18 protein-coding genes are annotated in these 18,181 nt (G+C 71.3%); 8 read left to right on the forward strand and 10 right to left on the reverse strand.

Going from position 1 to position 18,181, the window contains the following annotated elements; translation table 11 throughout:
* Positions 1–61: 61 nt before the first annotated feature.
* From ASE01_RS03965 to ASE01_RS03980, 4 genes are read left to right on the forward strand one after another with little or no spacing between them, the layout of a single operon-like run.
* Positions 62–1,324 carry a magnesium transporter MgtE N-terminal domain-containing protein gene (locus tag ASE01_RS03965; RefSeq protein ID WP_056748739.1) on the forward strand — a complete coding sequence of 421 codons (1,263 nt, stop codon included), beginning with the start codon at positions 62–64 and terminating at the stop codon, positions 1,322–1,324.
* Positions 1,321–1,878, forward strand: a complete 558-nt coding sequence (locus tag ASE01_RS03970) for a DUF1003 domain-containing protein (protein ID WP_056748740.1) — start codon at positions 1,321–1,323, stop codon at positions 1,876–1,878. Before ASE01_RS03965 ends, ASE01_RS03970 begins: the two co-directional genes overlap by 4 nt.
* Before the next feature lie 50 nt (positions 1,879–1,928).
* Positions 1,929–3,074 carry an Mrp/NBP35 family ATP-binding protein gene (locus tag ASE01_RS03975; protein WP_056748741.1) on the forward strand — a complete coding sequence of 382 codons (1,146 nt, stop codon included), beginning with the start codon at positions 1,929–1,931 and terminating at the stop codon, positions 3,072–3,074.
* Positions 3,075–3,093: 19 nt separating this feature from the next.
* Positions 3,094–3,444, forward strand: a complete 351-nt coding sequence (locus ASE01_RS03980) for a sec-independent translocase (protein WP_056748742.1) — start codon at positions 3,094–3,096, stop codon at positions 3,442–3,444.
* 36 nt (positions 3,445–3,480) lie between these two features.
* On the opposite strand, the gene ASE01_RS03985 is transcribed toward ASE01_RS03980, so the two are convergent.
* Positions 3,481–4,017, reverse strand: a complete 537-nt coding sequence (locus ASE01_RS03985) for a hypothetical protein (protein WP_056748743.1) — start codon at positions 4,015–4,017, stop codon at positions 3,481–3,483.
* Between the two features lie 137 nt (positions 4,018–4,154).
* Here ASE01_RS03985 and ASE01_RS24250 point away from each other — a divergent pair, with 137 nt between their 5' ends.
* The 3 genes from ASE01_RS24250 to ASE01_RS04000 are packed head-to-tail and all read left to right on the forward strand — an operon-like array spanning position 4,155 to position 6,612.
* Positions 4,155–4,805, forward strand: a complete 651-nt coding sequence (locus ASE01_RS24250) for a LysM peptidoglycan-binding domain-containing protein (RefSeq protein ID WP_056748744.1) — start codon at positions 4,155–4,157, stop codon at positions 4,803–4,805.
* Positions 4,806–4,848: 43 nt separating this feature from the next.
* Positions 4,849–5,367 carry an Rv3235 family protein gene (locus ASE01_RS03995; RefSeq protein ID WP_056748745.1) on the forward strand — a complete coding sequence of 173 codons (519 nt, stop codon included), beginning with the start codon at positions 4,849–4,851 and terminating at the stop codon, positions 5,365–5,367.
* Positions 5,368–5,412: 45 nt separating this feature from the next.
* Positions 5,413–6,612 carry a hypothetical protein gene (locus tag ASE01_RS04000; protein ID WP_056748746.1) on the forward strand — a complete coding sequence of 400 codons (1,200 nt, stop codon included), beginning with the start codon at positions 5,413–5,415 and terminating at the stop codon, positions 6,610–6,612.
* A gap of 79 nt (positions 6,613–6,691) precedes the next feature.
* Here the strand turns inward: ASE01_RS04000 and secA are convergent, their stop codons facing one another.
* Genes secA through ASE01_RS04035 form a run of 7 tightly spaced genes read right to left on the reverse strand, consistent with a single transcriptional unit; the run spans position 6,692 to position 15,025 of the window.
* On the reverse strand, positions 6,692–9,565 hold the full coding sequence (gene secA, locus ASE01_RS04005) for a preprotein translocase subunit SecA (RefSeq protein WP_056748747.1): 2,874 nt from the start codon (positions 9,563–9,565) through the stop codon (positions 6,692–6,694).
* Between the two features lie 23 nt (positions 9,566–9,588).
* A complete protein-coding gene (locus tag ASE01_RS04010; protein ID WP_235535855.1) occupies positions 9,589–10,002 on the reverse strand; it encodes a DUF4233 domain-containing protein in 414 nt (137 codons plus the stop codon).
* On the reverse strand, positions 9,999–11,351 hold the full coding sequence (folC, locus tag ASE01_RS04015; protein ID WP_056748748.1) for a bifunctional tetrahydrofolate synthase/dihydrofolate synthase: 1,353 nt from the start codon (positions 11,349–11,351) through the stop codon (positions 9,999–10,001). The genes ASE01_RS04010 and folC overlap by 4 nt, the downstream gene beginning before the upstream one ends.
* Before the next feature lie 39 nt (positions 11,352–11,390).
* Positions 11,391–12,134, reverse strand: coding sequence for a class I SAM-dependent methyltransferase (locus tag ASE01_RS04020; protein WP_056748749.1), 744 nt, complete (start codon positions 12,132–12,134; stop codon positions 11,391–11,393).
* Positions 12,131–12,919 carry an ABC transporter ATP-binding protein gene (locus ASE01_RS04025; protein ID WP_056748750.1) on the reverse strand — a complete coding sequence of 263 codons (789 nt, stop codon included), beginning with the start codon at positions 12,917–12,919 and terminating at the stop codon, positions 12,131–12,133. The genes ASE01_RS04020 and ASE01_RS04025 overlap by 4 nt, the downstream gene beginning before the upstream one ends.
* Positions 12,916–13,911, reverse strand: coding sequence for an ABC transporter substrate-binding protein (locus ASE01_RS04030; RefSeq protein ID WP_056748751.1), 996 nt, complete (start codon positions 13,909–13,911; stop codon positions 12,916–12,918). Before ASE01_RS04030 ends, ASE01_RS04025 begins: the two co-directional genes overlap by 4 nt.
* A 22-nt stretch (positions 13,912–13,933) precedes the next feature.
* Positions 13,934–15,025, reverse strand: coding sequence for a FecCD family ABC transporter permease (locus ASE01_RS04035; RefSeq protein ID WP_056748752.1), 1,092 nt, complete (start codon positions 15,023–15,025; stop codon positions 13,934–13,936).
* 127 nt (positions 15,026–15,152) lie between these two features.
* Between ASE01_RS04035 and ASE01_RS04040 the strand changes: the two genes are divergently transcribed.
* Complete coding sequence (locus tag ASE01_RS04040; protein WP_082605808.1) at positions 15,153–16,364, forward strand: glycoside hydrolase family 43 protein; 1,212 nt, start codon at positions 15,153–15,155, stop codon at positions 16,362–16,364.
* A 2-nt stretch (positions 16,365–16,366) separates the two neighbouring features.
* Here ASE01_RS04040 and ASE01_RS04045 read toward each other — a convergent pair whose 3' ends face one another.
* Positions 16,367–17,260 (reverse strand): alpha/beta hydrolase, encoded by an 894-nt coding sequence (locus ASE01_RS04045; RefSeq protein WP_056748754.1) that lies wholly within the window; start codon positions 17,258–17,260, stop codon positions 16,367–16,369.
* Positions 17,261–17,269: 9 nt separating this feature from the next.
* On the reverse strand, positions 17,270–18,163 hold the full coding sequence (locus ASE01_RS04050; RefSeq protein WP_056748755.1) for a GNAT family N-acetyltransferase: 894 nt from the start codon (positions 18,161–18,163) through the stop codon (positions 17,270–17,272).
* Positions 18,164–18,181: the final 18 nt, after the last annotated feature.

Raw genomic sequence — 18,181 nt, forward strand, 5'->3', positions numbered from 1 at the left:
GCGGCGTGCCAGCGGGGCGTCGGAGGGCCGGGGCAGCCGTACGGCGGTAGCGTTGCCCATCGTGAGCTCCACCCCGTCCCGCGTGTTCGCGGCCAGGCTGGTCGGGCTCCCGATCTTCGACCCGCAGGGCGATCAGGTCGGGAAGGTCCGCGACCTGGTCGTGGCGATGCGCATCGAAGGCACCCAGCCCCGGGTCCTCGGCATGGTCGCCGAGGTGTTCGGACGACGCCGGATCTTCGTACCGATGACCCGGGTGACCAACATCGACAGCGCCCACGTCTACACGACCGGGCTGCTCAACATGCGCCGCTTCGAGCAGCGCTCGACCGAGACCCTCGTCATCGGCCAGATGCTCGACCGCACCGTCACCATCACGGGCTCCGACGTCACCGGCTCCGTGTACGACGTCGCCATGGAGCCGGCGCGCAACCGCGACTGGGTGCTGAGCCGGGTCGCCATCCGCGAGGCCTCCAAGGGCTTCCGCCGCCGCGGCCAGACCCATGTCGTGGAGTGGCGCGACGTGATCGGCCTGTCCCGGCGCGACGAGACCCAGGGCGCCGCCCACCTGATCGCGGCGATCAACGAGATGCGCCCGGCCGATGCGGCCAACCTGCTCCACGACCTGCCGCCCGACCGACGGGCCGCCGTCGCACTGGCCCTCGACGACGAGCGCCTGGCCGACGTGCTCGAGGAGATGCCCGACAGCGACCAGGTCGAGATCCTCAAGGGCCTGGACTCGGAGCGCGCGGCGGACGTGCTCGAGGAGATGTCGCCGGACGACGCCGCCGACCTGGTGCGCGACCTCCCGCCCGAGACCGCCGAGATCCTGCTCGACCTGATGGAGCCCGACGAGGCCGAGGACGTGCGGCGACTCCTCAACTACGTCGAGGACACCGCCGGCGCCATGATGACGCCCGAGCCGGTCATCCTGGGCACCGACGCCACCATCGCCGACGCCCTCGCGCACGTCCGCAACCCCGACCTGACCCCCGCGCTGGCAGCACTGGTCTACATCTGCCGCCCTCCGCTCGAGGCACCGACCGGGAAGCTCATCGGCGTCGCCCACATCCAGCGCCTGCTGCGGGAGCCGCCCTCGACACTGGTCGCCGGCGCGCTGGACGACTCGCTGGAGCCGTTGCGGCCCGAGGCGTCCATCGACGAGGTCGCCGCGCACCTGGCCACCTACAACCTGGTCGCCGCTCCGGTCGTGGACGAGGACCGCCGGCTGCTCGGCGCGGTCACCGTCGACGACCTGCTCGACCACATGCTGCCCTCCAACTGGCGTGACGTCGCCCGGGCGGCCCGGGGCGGGGAACCGCGATGAGCGACACCCGGCGCACCCGCGACCGCCTCGACTCCCCGCGCGAGGAGCGACGCCAGCTGGTCCGACGCCCCACCCTCAACAAGGACGCGTTCGGTGTCTTCGCCGAGCAGTTCGCCCGGTTCATGGGCACCGCGACCTTCCTGATCTACATGACGCTGTTCGTCCTGGTGTGGATCGGCTGGAACCTGCTGGCTCCGGACAGCTCCCGCTGGGACGACTACCCGTTCATCTTCCTGACCCTGATCCTGAGCCTCCAGGCGTCGTACGCCGCGCCCCTGATCCTGCTCGCGCAGAACCGTCAGGAGGCACGCGACCGCGTCATCGCGGAGCAGGACCGGCAGGCCGATGCCCGGGCCCACGCCGACATGGAGTTCCTCGCCCGGGAGATGGCATCGCTGCGGATGGCCGTCGGCGAGGTCGCGACCCGCGACTACCTCCGCTCCGAGCTGCGGACCCTGTTGTCCGAGCTGGACGACCGCGCCGAGGAGTGGTCCGAGGGACGTGCGACGTCTCACGCGGACGGCGACGACGGCGAGCGACCGGGCACTGCCTAGACTCATCTGTTGTGAGCAGTACGCAGCAGGCCCCGTCCGTCGAGCAGGTCATGACGGCTCTGAGCCGGGTCAACGACCCGGAGATCAAGCGCCCCATCACCGAGCTCGGCATGGTCGACGAAGTGGTGATCGCTCCCGGCGACGGTGGATCCGTCGTGACGGTGAAGGCACTGCTGACCGTGGCCGGTTGTCCGCTCAAGGAGACCATCACCCGCGACGTGACGGCCGCCGTGGTCGCCCTGGCCGGCGTCACCCAGGTCGAGGTCGAGCTCGGCGTGATGTCGGCCGAGCAGCGTGGCGGCCTCCACGAGACCCTGCGCGGCGGTCAGGCGCAGCGGGAGATCCCGTTCGCGCAGCCCGGTTCGCTCACCAAGGTCTTCGCGATCGCCTCCGGCAAGGGCGGCGTGGGCAAGTCCTCGGTGACCGTCAACCTGGCGATCGCGCTGGCCAGGGCGGGCCGCAAGGTCGGCCTGGTCGACGCCGACGTCTACGGCCACTCCGTGCCCGCCATGCTGGGCGTCGCCGACTCCCGGCCGACCCAGGTCGAGGACCTGATCATGCCGGTGCCGACCGCCTCCGGCGTCTCGGTCATCTCGATCGGCATGCTCAAGCCCCGTCGCGACCAGGTCGTGGCCTGGCGTGGACCGATGCTCGACCGAGCGCTGGTCCAGATGCTCGCCGACGTCTACTGGGGCGACCTGGACGTCCTCCTGCTCGACCTGCCGCCGGGCACCGGTGACGTCGCCATCTCGATGGGCCAGCACCTCCCGGGCGCCGAGGTCGTTGTCGTGACCACGCCGCAGGAGGCGGCCGCCGAGGTCGCCGAGCGCGCCGGCACGATGGCCTCGATGATGCACCAGCGCGTCGTCGGCGTCGTGGAGAACATGAGCTACCTCCCCTGCCCGCACTGCACTCCCGAGGGCAAGGACCACCGCATCGAGGTCTTCGGGTCGGGCGGCGGCGACCGGGTCGCCCAGACGCTCTCCCAGCGGTTCGGGTACGACGTCCCGATCCTGGGCCGGATCCCGCTCGACGTGTCCCTGCGCGAGGGCGGCGACGCAGGGAAGCCGATCGTCGAGTCCGACCCGACGTCGCTCTCGGCCCAGGCCCTCTCGTCCATCGCCGACCGGCTCGACGGCCGGGGACGCGGCCTGGCCGGCCTGCAGCTCGGCCTCACCCCCAGCAACAAGTTCTAGGCGCCGGGCAGGAGACGACGTGTTCGGGATCGGCTTCGGCGAGCTGGTGGTCATCGCCTTCCTCGCCGTGCTCGTCTTCGGGCCCGATCGCCTGCCCGAGCTCGCCCAGCAGGCCGGACGCTTCGTGCGTCAGCTGCGCCGGTTCGCCCTGAACGCCCGCGACGAGCTGCGCTCCGAGCTCGGGCCGGAGTTCGCCGACCTGGAGCTCGCCGACCTCGACCCGCGAGCCATCGTGCGCAAGCACATCGCCGAGGCGATGGCCGAGCTGGACGAGCTCGAGGACACCATCCGCGGCGACGTGCCGGAGCCGGCCGCCCAGAAGCCGCTGGAGCTGGGCGAGCGCCCGCCGTACGACGTCGACGCGACCTGACCCGCTCGAGACAGCCCTGGGGAGGAGCGTCGCTCCCTAGGAGCGCGACTGCGCGGCCGCCAGGGCGCTGAACGCGATCAGCACGGTGCGCCGGTCCTCACCCTCCACCAGCTCGCAGAAGTCGGCCCCGACCCGGCGCAGGGCGCCGTCGTGACGGCTGCCGTCGACCAGGTGCACGACGCACTCCTCGCCGGCCTCGGCGATGCGTCGCAGGGCCGAGGCCAGGCCCAGGCGGGTCAGCGGTGACCACGCCACCTCGGGCACCGAACGGATCGAGGCCCCCTCGGCGGTCGTCACCGCACCGAGGCTGACCACCCAGTCGTGCTCACCGCTCGCGAGGAGCAACCAGCCGTCCGCGACGCGCTCGATGACGCCTGCCACCGGTCCGATGCCACGGATCGTGAGCGTCACCGTCGTGCCGGTCGAGGCCATCAGCCGACCGGCCAGGGTGACCTGCTGGTACTCCGCCCGGCTGCGGTCGGCCACCTCGGCCGTCCGCTCCGCCGCGTGGAGCGCACTGGCCTGACCCTCGAGATCGTCGAACAGCGCAAACAGGTCGTGCTCCCAGCCCATGGCTCCACCCTCGCACGCTCACCGGCCGCGCCCGCCAGCGGGCAGGTCCCGGTCGACGCCCTGGGGAGAAACGGTTGACTACGGTCCCGAACGGCATCATCCTGAGGCAAACAGAAGCAAACGCAAAGGTTCTCGGGATGAATCACGCTCCTTCTGCTGCCGTCCGCTCACGCGCAGCACTGCTCTGGCTGGCCGTCAGCGCGGCCGCCGGCACGCTGCTCACGCTCGCCGCGCCGTTCCTCGCGCCCCTGGCCGGCCCCGGGTCGAGCGCCCCGGCCACGACCTTCGACGACCTGTTGGTGGCCTGCTGCGCCGCGGCCGCCCTCGCCGCGACGGCACTGCTGTGGCTCACGACCACCGAGGTCGCCCTCGGCGCGTGGCGATCCCCGGCACGGCCGGCTCGACGGACCGGGCCTGCAGGACCCCTCAGGAGCCTGCTGCTGGCCGCCTGCGGCGTCGCAGTGCTCACCAGCACCTCCCCCGCCCTGGCCGCCTCCCCGGACGGCCACGAGCCGCCCACCGGCACCGAGGTCCGCCACGCCCTCGACGGACTGCCGTTGCCCGACCGCGCCGACGGCGCTCCTGCTCCCTCCCGCACGACGGCCGTGGTGCGCGCTCGGGAGGGCGACAACCTCTGGTCGATCGCCGCCACGGCGGTGGGCGAGGACGCCGGCGAGGCCGACCTGACGGCGTACTGGCGCCGCGTCGTGGCACTCCACACCGCCACCCCCGGCGCGGACCCCGACCTGATCCGTCCCGGCCAGCTGATCCGGCTGCCACCGAGCTGAGCCACCCCCACCCACACCCCACCCACACCCCGCAGGAGCCACCATGTCCGCCTCATCGCCCGAGCTCGTCGGCCTGCGCCTGTCCGTCCCGGTCGCACCCACCCAGGGCACCCTCGCCCTGGCCCTGCTCCCCCGACAGGGTCCGCCCGCCACCCCGCCCCGCTCGTCGGGAGCGACCCGGCCGGGCGCCGCGGTCGTGCCGATCGATCGTCGACTGCGCCGCACGATCGAGGAGTGGACCCACCGCTTCACCCAGGCCGCCGTCGAGATCGTGGGCGGCGACCGGCCGGTGACCCAGCTGGTCCGCTGGACCTCGCCGGACGTGTACGCCGACCTCCGGCTCCGTGCCCACCTGGTGGCTCGTGCCGGCGGGCACCAGCCGGGACTGGCCCGGGTGCAGCCGGTTCGCCCCCGCGTGCTGAGCGTGCATGCGTGCTTCGTCACCGAGCAGGTCGTCGAGTGCGGCGTGCACGTGCGCCACGGCGAGCGTTCGCGGGCCGTGGCGGTGCGCTTCGAGCGGCGCGGCCAGCGCTGGATCTGCACGGCCCTGGACTTCGCCTGAACCTGACCCCTGTTCATCTGTGACGCAGGTCACTACGTTGCCTTCATGATCCGAGCACTCGCGGCGAGCCTCGCCGTCGTCAGCGCGACCCTGGTCGCTCCCCTCTCCGCTGCCCCCGCGTACGCCGACGGTCCGGGCTCCGGGACGCCATGGGTGGTCTCGGTCGGCGACTCCTACATCTCGGGAGAGGCTGGCCGGTGGGCCGGCTCCTCCAACAGCAGCAGCGCCCGCGCCGATGCCCTCGGCGGGAGCGCCTACTTCGACAACGCCGCGGGCAACGGGGAGGCGATCAACCGCTGCCACCGGTCCAAGAGCGCCGAGATCCACATCGGCGGCGGCGTGAGCAGCCTCAACCTGGCCTGCTCGGGCGCCAAGGCCGCCACGGCGACCGGGTCGGAGTTCAAGCCGGGTCTCGACTTCTACAGCGGGAGCCAGGGTGTGGGTCAGGCCCGAGCACTCCAGAACTTCGCCGGCACCCGCAACGTCCGGATGGTCGTGGTCTCGATCGGCGGCAACGACTTCAACTTCGCCGGTGTCGTCCAGCAGTGCGTCCAGGACTTCCTGCTGTCACCGTCGTGGTGGAAGGACTACTGCTACGACGACAGCAGCGTGACCAGCAACTTCACCTCCGGCAACGTCGCCGCCGTGAAGTCGCGGATCGCAGGTGCACTCACCAACGTCCGCACCGCGATGCGCAACGCCGGCTATGCCGACGGCCAGTGGACGATGCTGGTGCAGACCTACCCCTCGCCGGTCCCCGGAGGCTCCGGCTTCCGCTACAGCCAGAGCGGCTACACCCGCCAGAACACGGGCGGCTGTGGATTCTGGAACGCCGACGCCGACTGGGCCAACAACTCCGCCCTGCCGACCATCAACAGCACGGTGACCGGAGCGATCACCCAGGCCGGGATCACCAACAGCAAGGTGCTCAACCTCGCCAGCTCCTTCAACGGCCGCCGCCTCTGCGAGACGGGCGTCGGGCTCTACGAGGAGGTCGGGATCGCCAACTGGACCTCCGCCGGTGCCGTCGACCGCACCGAGTGGGTCAACCAGATCCGCACCGTCACGACCGCCGGCGACAGCCCGTACTACATCCAGGAGTCCCTGCACCCGAACCACTGGGGCCAGCTCGCCGTCCGCAACTGCGTGCGCCAGGCCTGGAACGGCGGGGTGCCGCGCGGGGGCGCCTGCGTGCGCACCGGCACCGGCCTGATCGGTGGCGAGCCCCGGATGACGCTCCAGTGACGCGGCACTGACCTCGAACGACGACGACGCCCCTCCCGGATCGGCCATCCCGGGAGGGGCGTCGTGGTGTCGTGCGGGCTCAGCCGCGCAGCGCGACTCCGGTCGGGCCGCCGGGCGCGCCGTGGCAGCGCTTGTACTTCTCGCCCGAGCCGCAGGGGCACAGGGAGTTGCGACCGGTGCCGGCGAACTCGTCGTCGCGGCTGGAGGCGGCGCCCGGTCCCCGGACCTCTTCGTGACCGGTCTCGTCCGGCGCGGAGTAGGACAGGTTCTGCGGCTGCTTGGGAGCGTCCAGGCCCTTCGCGGTCACCTTGGGCGTGCTCGCCTTCAGCTCGCTCGAGATCTTGTCGAGGCTCAGACCGCCCTGGACGACGCCCACCGGCGGCTCGGCCAGTGCACCCTCGTGCATCGGGCCGGCGTGACGGGTGCCGTCAGCGTGGTAGTGGAACTCCTGCTCCTCCTCGACCTGGACCTCCAGGTTGAACAGGAAGCCGACCGTCTCCTCCTTGATGCCGTCCATCATGGCGGCGAACATGTCGAAGCCCTCGCGCTGGTACTCGACCAGCGGGTCGCGCTGGGAGTAGGCCCGCAGGTAGATGCCCTCGCGGAGGTAGTCCATCTCGTAGAGGTGCTCGCGCCACTTGCGGTCGAGCACGGAGAGGAGCACGCGACGCTCGAGCTCGCGGGCGACCTCCTCGCCGACCTCCTCCTCGCGGCGGTCGTAGGCGCTGTTGGCGTCCTCCTTGAGCTTCTCGATGAGCTCGGACTTCTCGATGGCCGCCTGGGAGCCGGCCTCCTCGACGAGGTCCTTCCAGGACAGCGACACCGGCCAGAACTGCTTGAGGTCGGTCCACAGCTGCTCGAGGTCCCACTCCTCGGAGAACTCGTCGAGGGATCCGCCGACGAAGCCGGTGACGACGTCGTCGATGAAGGTGCGGACCTGCTCCTCGAGGTCGACGCCCTCGAGGACCTCGCGCCGCTCGCCGTAGATGACCTTGCGCTGCCGGTCCATCACGTCGTCGTACTTGAGGACGTTCTTGCGGGACTCGAAGTTCTGCGACTCGACCTGGCCCTGGGCGTTGGCGATCGCGCTGGTGACCCGCTTGTTCTCGATCGGGACGTCGTCCGGGATCTTGAGCAGCAGGAGGACACGGTCGACCCAGTCGGACTTGAAGAGCCGCATGAGCTCGTCCTGCAGGGAGAGGTAGAAGCGGCTCTCGCCCGGGTCGCCCTGGCGGCCGGAACGACCGCGGAGCTGGTTGTCGATGCGTCGCGACTCGTGACGCTCGGTGCCGATGACGTAGAGGCCGCCGAGGTCGCGGACCTCGTCGTGCTCCTTGGTGACCTCGGCCTTGAAGCGCTCGACCATCGCGGGCCAGGCGGCGTCGTACTCCTCGGCCGTCTCACCGGTGGGCTCGAGACCCTGCTTGCGCAGCTCGGCGTCGGCGAGGAACTCGACCGAGCCACCGAGCATGATGTCGGTGCCTCGACCGGCCATGTTGGTGGCGACGGTGACAGCGCCCTTGTGGCCCGCCATCGCGACGATCTTGGCCTCTTCGGCGTGGACCTTCGCGTTGAGGACGGAGTGGGGGACGCCCTTCTTGGTCAGCGCCTTGGAGAGGTACTCGGACTTCTCGACCGAGACGGTGCCGACGAGGACCGGCTGGCCCAGCTTGTTGCGCTCGACGATGTCCTCGACCACGGCGTCGTACTTCGCCTCTTCGGTCCGGTAGACGAGGTCGGCCTGGTCCTTGCGGAGCATCGGCTTGTTCGTCGGGATCGGGGTCACGCCGAGCTTGTAGATCTTGTCGAACTCGGAGGCCTCGGTCATGGCCGTACCGGTCATGCCGGACAGCTTGGAGTAGAGGCGGAAGTAGTTCTGGAGGGTGACGGTGGCGAGCGTCTGGTACTCCTCGCGGACCTTCACTCCTTCCTTGGCCTCGATCGCCTGGTGCAGGCCGTCGTTGTAGCGACGTCCCGCGAGCATGCGGCCGGTGTGCTCGTCGACGATGAGCACCTCGCCCTCCATGACGACGTACTCCTTGTCGTTGCGGAAGAGCTCCTTGGCCTTGATCGAGTTGTGCAGGAACGAGATCAGCGGGGTGTTCGCCGACTCGTAGAGGTTCTCGATGCCGAGGTGGTCCTCGACCCGCGTGATGCCGGCCTCGAGGACCGAGATCGTGCGCTTCTTCTCATCGACCTCGTAGTCGGTGTCCTTGGTCAGCTTCTGGGCGATCTTGGCGAACTCGCCGTACCACTTGACCTCGTCCTGGGTCGGACCGCTGATGATCAGCGGGGTCCGCGCCTCGTCGATGAGGATCGAGTCGACCTCGTCGACCACGCAGTAGTTGTGACCGCGCTGGACGCACTCCTCGAGCGAGGAGGCCATGTTGTCGCGCAGGTAGTCGAAGCCGAGCTCGTTGTTCGTCGCGTAGGTGATGTCGCAGTTGTAGGCGACACGCCGCTCCGCGGGACGCATGGACGGCATGATCACGCCCACCGACAGACCGAGGAAGTGGTGGACCCGGCCCATCATCTCGGACTGGAACTTGGCGAGGTAGTCGTTGACCGTGACGACGTGGACGCCCTTGCCCTCGAGGGCGTTGAGGTAGGCCGGCAGCGTCGAGACGAGGGTCTTGCCCTCACCGGTCTTCATCTCGGCGATGTTGCCGAGGTGGAGCGCGGCACCACCCATGATTTGGACGTCGAAGTGGCGCTGGCCGAGAACGCGTCGAGCGGCCTCACGCACCGTGGCGAACGCCTCGGGCATGATGTCGTCGAGGTCCTCGCCCTCGGTGAGGCGGGTGCGGAACTCGTCCGTCATGCCCCGCAGCTCGTCGTCGGACATCGCCTTGAAGTCGTCCTCGATGGCGTTGACGGCCTTCGCGATCGTCTCGAGCTGGCGGAGGATCTTGCCCTCTCCGATGCGGAGGAGCTTGTCGATGATCACTGGCACGGCGCCACTCTACCCAGCGGGATCTAGGCGCCCGATTCGCGGCGGCGGTCGAAGTCGGCAAAGGCGGCTTCGCGCTCCCGCTCGATCTTGCGTCCGAGGCCGTAGGCAGTGGCCCACAACAGGGCGAAGATCGCCCCGAGGGCCCACATCACCGGCACCACCAGGCCGAGGAGGACGGCGGCGACCTGGATGAGGTGGCCCAGGAAGTAGGCCGACTCCTTGCGGAGCATCCCGGCGAGAAGGATGCAGGCCGCGGCGAGCCCCAGGCCCACGGACAGGGCAACGGCCGGCCGGATGTCGGACATCGTGATCATGACCGGCGTGGTCAGGCCGAGGGTGATCGCCTCCAGCGACAGGACGGCGGCGCACATCGCGCGCCGCGGTGACCTGCCGCGCTCGGGATCGAGCTGGTCGAGCTGGTCGGGCTGATCGGTCACTTGCGGCCCCCCAGCAGGGATCGTGCCTCGCCGACGGTCACGACCGACCCGGTGACCAGCACGGCGCCCGAGCTGAGCGCGTCGGAACCGGCGGACTCGGCGCGCCCGGCGGCCTCGTCGATGGCGTCGGCCAGGGAGGTGACCACCGAGACGCGGTCCTCACCGAAGACCTCACGGGCGGTGACGGCCAGGTCCTGGGCGGGCATGGCACGGGCGGTGGAGTTCTGGGTGATCACGACGTGGGCGAGGTGCGGCTCCAGCGCGGACAGGAGCCCTTCGGCGTCCTTGTCCCCCATCAGCCCGATGACACCGATGAGGGGGTCGAACTGGAACGAGTCGTCCAGCGCGGTGGCGACAGCTTCGGCACCGTGCGGGTTGTGGGCCGCGTCGAGCACGATTGTGGGACTGCGGCGCACGATCTCGAGGCGACCGGGCGAGGTGATCTCGGCGAAGGCCGCGCGCACCACGTCGTCGCCCAACGGCGTCTCCCCGCCGAGGAAGGCCTCCACCGCGGCGAGCGCGGCGACGGCGTTCTGGGCCTGGTGGGCGCCGTACAGGGGCAGGAAGATCTCGTCGTAGCGCCCGCGCAGGCCCTGCAGGTCCAGCATCTGGCCGCCGATCGCCGGAGCCCGGGTGATGACACCGAACTCGAGGCCCTCGCGCACGATGGTGGCGCCGACCTCGCTGGCCCGCTCGAGGATCACCGCGGCGACCTCGACGCTCTGCTGCGCCACGACCACGACGGCACCGGGCTTGATGATGCCGACCTTCTCGCGGGCGATCTCGGCAGCCGTCGTCCCCAGGAAGGAGGCGTGGTCGACCGCGATGGGGGTGAGCACGGCGACGTCGGCGTCGATGACGTTGGTGGCGTCCCACGAGCCACCCATCCCGACCTCGACGACCGCGACGTCGACGGGCGCGTCCGCGAACGCCGCGTAGGCCATGCCGACGACCGTCTCGAAGAAGCTCAGCGGGTGGGCCTCGGCGCTGTCGACGAGGTGGGTGTACGGCGCGATCTCGTTGAACGCCCGGACGAACGCCTCGTCGTCGAGGGGTTCGTTGTCGATGCTGATCCGCTCGCTCATCTTCTCCACGTGCGGGCTGGTGAAGCGGCCCGTGCGCAGGTCGAGGGCGCGCAGCAGCGCGTCGATCATCCGCGAGGTGGAGGTCTTGCCGTTGGTCCCGGTCAGGTGGATCGACCGGAAGGACCGCTGCGGATCACCGAGGAGCTCGGTGAAGGCCAGGATCCGGTCCAGCGACGGCTCCAGACGGGTCTCGGGCCACCGGGACAGGAGGGCGTCCTCGACCTCGGCGTAGGACTCGGCAGGGCGCGCTGCGGGTTCATTCATGGCTCCCCGAGTCTACGGACCCGTGCGGCCGTGGATGAATCAGGAGCCCGGACGCACGCCACGGACCAGGAACTGGAGCTGGACCTCGTGGTCCGGTGCGACGCCATGGAGACGATCCAGCTCCAGCACGCCAGTGAGTGCGGTGACCGAGACGTCCTCGAAGCCGGCAGCGACGACCAGGTCCCGGGTCGCCTCGATCGAGGCCGCAGCAGCGAGCGGGAGCGCCCGGCGGACGTCGTCGTCGTACAGCTCGACGAAGTCGGTGGAGGTGTCGCGGTCCAGGCCGCCGGGGAACCAGGTCGAGTCGACGACGGCGAGGACCCCGCCGGGACGGAGCGTCCTGCGCCAGGCCGACAGGGCCTGGTGCGGTTCGCGCAGGGTCCACATGAGGTAGCGGTTGGTGATCGCGTCGAAGGACTCCGGAGCGACGTCGGGAGCAACGGCGTCGCCGAGCTCGAACCGCGGCGGCGGATGGGGTGAGGCAACCTGGCTGGCGTGCTGGCGGGCGTGCTCGCGGGCCCGCTCGAGCATGCCCTCGGAGAGGTCGGTCGCGGTGACGTCGTACCCCAGGGAGGCGAGCAGGAGGGCGATGTAGCCCGGCCCCGTTCCGACGTCGAGCACAGCGGCAGGGGCGGCCGGCAGGGCGGCGGAGAAGGCCTCGCCCCACACCTGCTGGTCGGCGGCGAAGCGCTCCGGGCGCTGCTGGTAGGCGTCGTACTCCGGCGCACGGCCCGTCCAGTAGGTGTCGATGTTGCGCTGGACCGGGGAGGAGGTCGTGCTCATGCGGGCAGCCTTTCGGTGGTGCGGGCGGGGGCGAGGGGGTGGAAGAGCAGCTGCGGAGGGCCGGCGAGCTCGGTGCGGCTGACACCGATGCCGTAGACGGACTCGACCGTCGCCGGGTCGAGGACGTGGTCGGGTGAGCCGGCGCGCACGACCCGTCCCTGGTCGAGCAGCACCAGGTCGTCGCAGTAGCGGGCGGCCAGGTTCAGGTCGTGCAGCACGATCACCGCGCTGCCCGCGACGGTGCGCACGAGGTCGAGCACCTCGTGCTGGTAGCGGACGTCGAGGTGGTTGGTCGGTTCGTCGAGCAGCAGGAAGTCGGACTCCTGGGCGAGCGCACGGGCCACGAGCACCCGCTGCCGCTCGCCTCCGGACAGCTCGGCGAAGCGGCGCCGGACCAGGTGACTCGCACCGACCCGTTCGAGGGCGAGGTCGACGGCCCGATGGTCGGCGACGCCGGTGCGCTGGAAGGTCGAGAGCCGCGGGAGGCGGCCCAGGGTCACCATCTCGCGCACCGTGAGCAGGGAGTCCGCGTCGTTCTCCTGGACCACCACCGCGACGCGCCGGGAGACCTGGCGCGGGCCCAGGCTCGCCAGGGGACGCCCGTCGAGACTGACCCGACCCGCGTGCGGGCGCAGCGAGCCGTAGAGCATCCGCAGCGCCGTGGTCTTGCCGCTGCCGTTCGGACCGAGCAACCCCAGCACGCGGCCCGGTCGCGCCGTCAGGTCCAGACCACGCAGGACCGACTGGTCGCCGTACCCGAAGTGGAGACCCTCCGCGACGATCACGATCCGTCCCCGAAACGCTCACGGATCTGCTCCAGTCCGTCGAGCGCCAGCGGCGTCGGCGGCTCGACATAATTGAAGAGCAGGGGCAGCACGTTGTCATCCTTCAACGCGGTCAGCGTCTCGGCACCGGGCAGGGACGCGACGGCGTCGACGATCGCCTCCGTGTCACCCGAGCCGTACAGCAGCACGAGGACGTCGGGATCGCGGCCCAGCAGGGTCTCCGCGGTGACCTCGAAGACCCGCTCGTCGGTGTCGGCGAAGACGTTCTCGAAGCCGGCCGCCTCCAGGAGCGGGTGCGCCATGCTGCGGGTGCCGTAGGCATAGGTCACGCCACCGCCGACGGTCGGGTAGAGCACCGCAGCGGTGCGCTTCCTGCCGGTGGGCGTCGCCGTGAGCCCGGCCTCCCGCTCCCGGAGGGCCGTCACGGCCGCCGCCGCCTCGTCGCGGCGGTCGAAGACCTCGCCGTACGCCGTCAGCTGGTCCTCGATGTCGTCGAAGCCGGGCTCGTCGAGGCCCTCGGCACACATCGCCGGCTCCTCGATGAGCGGGATGTCCACGCCGTCGAGGGTGTCGCGGCTGAGGTTGTCGACCTCGCCCAGCACCAGGTCCGGCTCCTGGTTGATCACGACCTCCTTGGAGATCAGCAGGTGACCGGAGGTGTCCGTCCTGCCAGTCAGCGCGGGGATCTTCTCCAGCGTCTCCCAGGTCGCGTCGTCGTAGTAGGCGCGGGGGTACTCGCCGGCCCGGGCGCTCACCCGGTCCAGGACGCCGAGCGTCGCGAGGAACGGAACGGCCGAGCTCTTGAGCAGGACGACGTCCTCGGGCGCAGCGTCGAACCTCACCTCGGCGCCACAGTTCGTGATCGTCAGCGGGTAGGCGCCACGGGACTGACCGGAGCTCTCGCCCTCCTGGGCCGCAAGGCCGCAGGAGGCGAGAGCCAGGGTGGCCAGGACGCCGGACGCGGCGATCGGACGGAAGAGGACGTGGGGCATCGGAGGCCTTTCGCGGTGAGGGTCAGGCTGCGCCGGCCTGGAGCCGGCGAACGAGGACGAGCAGGAACGGGGCGCCGACCACGGAGGTGATGATCCCGATCGGGATCTCCTGGGGCGCGAGGACGACGCGGGCGAGGACGTCGGCCCAGACGAGCAGGATCGCGCCCATCAGGGCCGCGACCGGGACTGCGCGCACGTGGGCCGCGCCCACCGCGCGGCGGGCCAGGTGGGGGACGACGAGACCGACGAAGCCGATGCTGCCCGCCGCCGAGACGAGGACCGCGACGCACAGGGCGACGAGCACCAGCAGGGCGGTGCGGAGCCGCTCCGGCCGCACGCCGAGGGCCAGGGCCGTCTCGTCGCCGACCGCGAGCGCATCGAGCTGACGGCCGAGCACGGCGAGCACGGTGATCGTCAGGAGGACGACGACCGCGGCGAGGGCCAGCGGCTGGCCCCACTCGGCGAGGGCCAGCGAGCCGAGCAGCCAGAACATCACCGACCGGGCGCCCTCCGCGGAGTCCGAGGCGAAGATGAGGAAGCTGGTGACCGCCTGGAGCGCGTAGCCGACCGCCACGCCGGCCAGCAGGAGGCGGGTCGAGGTGACTCGACCGGCAGAGCGGGCGACGGCGTACACGAGGAGCGATGCGGCGACCGCGCCGAGGAAGGCGCTGCCCGACAGGGCGTGCTCGCCGAGTCCGAACGTGACCCCGAACAGGATCGCGGCAGCAGCACCGGTGGAGGCACCCGAGTTCACGCCGAGCAGGTAGGGGTCGGCCAGCAGGTTGCGCACCATCGCCTGCAGTGCCATTCCGCAGACGGCAAGACCGGCGCCGACGAGTGCGGCCAGCAGCACACGCGGCAGCCGGACCTTCCAGACGATGGCGTCCCGAGGCCCGGTCCACGTCTGCTCGCCCGGGACGAGGAAGAGGTGGTGCCCGAGGACCTCCACGATGCTGTCGAGGGGCACGTGGACGGCGCCGAGGGCGATCCCGGCGAGCAGGGAGACGAGCAGGCCGACCAGCAGCCCAGCGATCCAGCGGCGAGCTCGGGCCTGCGCCGCCCCGTCTCCCGATCGGGGGCGCTCGGCACGGACCTCAGGGGCGACCGTGACCATGTCACCCCTTCCGTCTTGTTGCGAATGACTTGCAACAGCGAACCTATCGCCCTTGATCCGGAGGTCGGAACCCACCCTCCTGAGAGAGCGGACCCTCCTAGAGTTCAGGGCAGGAGGGGACACGGACATGACTCGGGGACGACGGTGGCGCGCCTGGATGGGCGCTGTTGCTGCGCTGGCGCTCGCGACGTCGGCCTGCAGCGGCGGCGGCAGTGGCAGCAGTGGCGAGGAGCCCGCGCCCGATGCGGTGGCCACCTCGGCGGCGCCACTGATTCCCGAGGAGACCGAGCTCCCCACCGCGTTGCCCAGCGACGTCCTCGCCGGCGAGATGCAGGACCTCGCCAAGCTCGCCGAGCGCCTCTCCCAGGAGCTGCCCGCTCAACGCCGACCGACGCCGATCGCCGTCGCACCGGGCAGCGAGCAGTGGCAGGTCGGTGCGGCGTACCGCGGCTACTTCGCCGATCCGGACATCGTGCGCCACGGCGGGCGCTGGTACGCCTACGCGACCAACACCTCGCACCTGCGGCTGCCCACGCTGGTCTCCCGCGACCTGCGGACCTGGACCCCCCTCACCGACGGCACCGGCCGCAAGGTCGACCCGCTCCAGCCCGCGGGCTGGGTGCAGGGTCGCGGCGGTGGCCAGAACCTCTGGGCCCCCGGGGTCGCGAAGGTCGGCGACGGCTGGACGGCGGCGTACTCCGCTCCGGCCGGCACGAGTGGCGGGGAGCGACACAACTGCATCGGCCTGTCCCGTGGCGCGTCACCGGCGGGTCCGTTCCGGCCCGTCGGTGAGCCGCTCTGCTACGGCCAGGCCCAGCTCGGCGTGATCGATCCCGACGTGTTCGTCGACGACGCGGGCGTCCCGTGGCTGCTGTGGAAGTTCTCGGGAGTCGTGAACCGGAGGCCGGCCGGCGTGTTCATCCGGCAGCTCAGCCGCAACGGCGACGGGTTCGCCGACGGCTCGGAGACGCGCGAGCTGCTGACCCTCGCCGAGAGCTGGGAGGGCGACACCATCGAGAACCCCAGCATGGTCCAGTTCCGCGGCGTCACCTACCTCTTCTTCTCCGGCAACTCCTGGGAGAACGCGAGCTACGCGACCGGCTACGCGATCTGCGCCGGCCCCACCGGCCCGTGCGTGCGCCAGAACCGCGGTGCCCCGTTCCTCACCACCGCCTCGACGGGACATCCCGGCCCCGGTGGCGCGACCGCCTTCGTCGACGGCTCCTCACTGCGCTTGATCTACCACGCATGGGACCGGGTCGGTCACCTGCGCCGCCTGCACGTCGCCGGCCTGTGGCAGCGCGAGGACGGCACCCTCGAGGTCGTCGACCCCGGCTGAGGTCAGGGGCGCGGACGCTCGACGATCATCCGCATCCAGCCCGCGACCTGCCGCATGGTCGGCTCCGCGGCGTCGAACACCGACGCGTGCCGCCAGTAGCCGTGGATCTGACCGACGTAGCGGGTGCCGACGACCTCGACGCCGGCCTCGGCCAGCAGCTCGACGAGGTGCTCCCCCTCGTCGCGCAACGGGTCGTTCTCGGCCGTCGTCACCAGCGTCGCCGGCAGTGTCGCGAGCCGGTCCGAACGCAGCGGGGCGAGGTCCGGGTGCTCGAGGTCGGCCGGTGTCGCGGCGTACTGCTCCCAGTACCAGGCGGCCTCGCTCAGGTCGAAGCCCTCGGCGGCCGTCCGGTAGGAGTCGTACGCCGCCGTCGGGTCCAGGAACGGATAGAGCAACACCACCCCGGCGAACCGGCCCGGGTGCCGCAGCGCGGTGACCAGCGCCAGGTTGCCACCGGCACTGTCGCCGTGCGCGAAGGTGGGGAGCTCGGCCAGCTGCGGCTGGTCGCCCAGCCAGCGGGTCGCCGTGGTCATGTCGTCGGGCGCTGCGGGGAACCGGTGCTCGGGCGGGCGCCGGTAGTCGACGCTGAGCACGGCCGCTCCGGCGATCGTGGCGAACTGCCGCACGGCGGCGTCGTGCACCTCGACGTCGTTGAGGACGAACCCGCCCCCATGGGCGTGGAGCACGACGGCGTCGTACCCCTCCGGCAGGTAGAGCCGCGCCGGCACGCCGTACGCGTCGACGTCGAGGACCTCGGCGACCGGCACCTTCGGCTGCGCGGCCGCACGCACGCGGTCCGCTGCGCGCGTGGCAGCGATGTCGAACTCGGGGTCGGTGACCGCCATCGCCTTGGCCGCATTCGCGAGGGCACGACGGGCCTGGGGGTGGAGCGCCATGCGTGAACCCTAGGAGATGGAGAGCTGCACCGTGTCGACGACCGGTTCGTAGCCCAACGCGACGTAGAGCGCGTTGGACGTCGGGTTGGCCTGGTCGGTGAACAGGATCGCCCGCTCGCCACGGGCCTGCAGCAGGCGCGACACCTCCGCGACTGCCGCCCCGGCCCATCCGTTGCCCCGCTCGTGCTTCGGCGTGTAGACGGGACCGATGCGCGTCACGCCGAACGCCGGTGGGTTCGCTCCCGTCAGGTGGACCGGGCGGTCGTCCCGGTCGACCCAGAACCACAGGACCCCCTCCTCCACCTTGCGCTGCACGTCGAGCAGCGTGAAGGCGGCGCCCTGGTCGAGGTGACCGGCCTCGCGGCCGGCCTGCTCGTCGGCGTCGAGGAAGAACTGCCGAATCCAGGCCAGCGCGGTCCTCGCCTCCTCAGGACGTACGGCGCGCAGCCGGCCGGGCACGGGGCGCGGGTCGACGAGGGTGCCGAGCTCGAACAGGCGCAGGTGCAGCTGCACATCGGCCTCCTGTCCCGTCGCGGCCGAGAGCGTCGCGGCGAACACGTCCGTCGCCGGGCGAAGTCCGTTGACGCCACCGACGGCCGCCCCCCGCGCGATCACCGCGTCGGCCAGTGCCCGCGCGGCCGCGTCCGGCATCGCCAGCAGGTACGGCGGCCACGGCTCGAACGGCGCGGTCCGCATCGCGATGCCCGCGACCTCCCCGGCACTGTCGCGCACGACCGCGAACCACGGATCCGGCACCCCCTCGGGCATCCCGCTCGTCGCCGCCCTGCGGGCCAGCGTCGCCACGACGGTGCCCGTCACCGGGTCGGCCCCGAGCCGCTCCCCCGCCACGGCGAGGAACGCGCCTGCGTCGTCGGTGAACCAGACGTCGTACTCACTGCTCATGATCGATCCTCGCGCGCG

This window comes from Nocardioides sp. Root190, from assembly GCF_001428565.1.
Classification (GTDB): Bacteria; Actinomycetota; Actinomycetes; order Propionibacteriales; family Nocardioidaceae; genus Nocardioides.

Bases quoted from the DNA above. Each gene is read 5' to 3' on its own strand.
- ASE01_RS03970 (WP_056748740.1), top strand. From the start codon at position 1,321: ATGAGCGACACCCGGCGCACCCGCGACCGCCTCGACTCCCCGCGCGAG.
- ASE01_RS03975 (WP_056748741.1), top strand. From the start codon at position 1,929: ATGACGGCTCTGAGCCGGGTCAACGACCCGGAGATCAAGCGCCCCATC.
- ASE01_RS03985 (WP_056748743.1), bottom strand. From the start codon at position 4,017: ATGGGCTGGGAGCACGACCTGTTTGCGCTGTTCGACGATCTCGAGGGT.
- ASE01_RS24250 (WP_056748744.1), top strand. From the start codon at position 4,155: ATGAATCACGCTCCTTCTGCTGCCGTCCGCTCACGCGCAGCACTGCTC.
- ASE01_RS03995 (WP_056748745.1), top strand. From the start codon at position 4,849: ATGTCCGCCTCATCGCCCGAGCTCGTCGGCCTGCGCCTGTCCGTCCCG.
- ASE01_RS04000 (WP_056748746.1), top strand. From the start codon at position 5,413: ATGATCCGAGCACTCGCGGCGAGCCTCGCCGTCGTCAGCGCGACCCTG.
- folC (WP_056748748.1), bottom strand. From the start codon at position 11,351: ATGAATGAACCCGCAGCGCGCCCTGCCGAGTCCTACGCCGAGGTCGAG.
- ASE01_RS04020 (WP_056748749.1), bottom strand. From the start codon at position 12,134: ATGAGCACGACCTCCTCCCCGGTCCAGCGCAACATCGACACCTACTGG.
- ASE01_RS04030 (WP_056748751.1), bottom strand. From the start codon at position 13,911: ATGCCCCACGTCCTCTTCCGTCCGATCGCCGCGTCCGGCGTCCTGGCC.
- ASE01_RS04035 (WP_056748752.1), bottom strand. From the start codon at position 15,025: ATGGTCACGGTCGCCCCTGAGGTCCGTGCCGAGCGCCCCCGATCGGGA.
- ASE01_RS04040 (WP_082605808.1), top strand. From the start codon at position 15,153: ATGACTCGGGGACGACGGTGGCGCGCCTGGATGGGCGCTGTTGCTGCG.
- ASE01_RS04045 (WP_056748754.1), bottom strand. From the start codon at position 17,260: ATGGCGCTCCACCCCCAGGCCCGTCGTGCCCTCGCGAATGCGGCCAAG.
- ASE01_RS04050 (WP_056748755.1), bottom strand. From the start codon at position 18,163: ATGAGCAGTGAGTACGACGTCTGGTTCACCGACGACGCAGGCGCGTTC.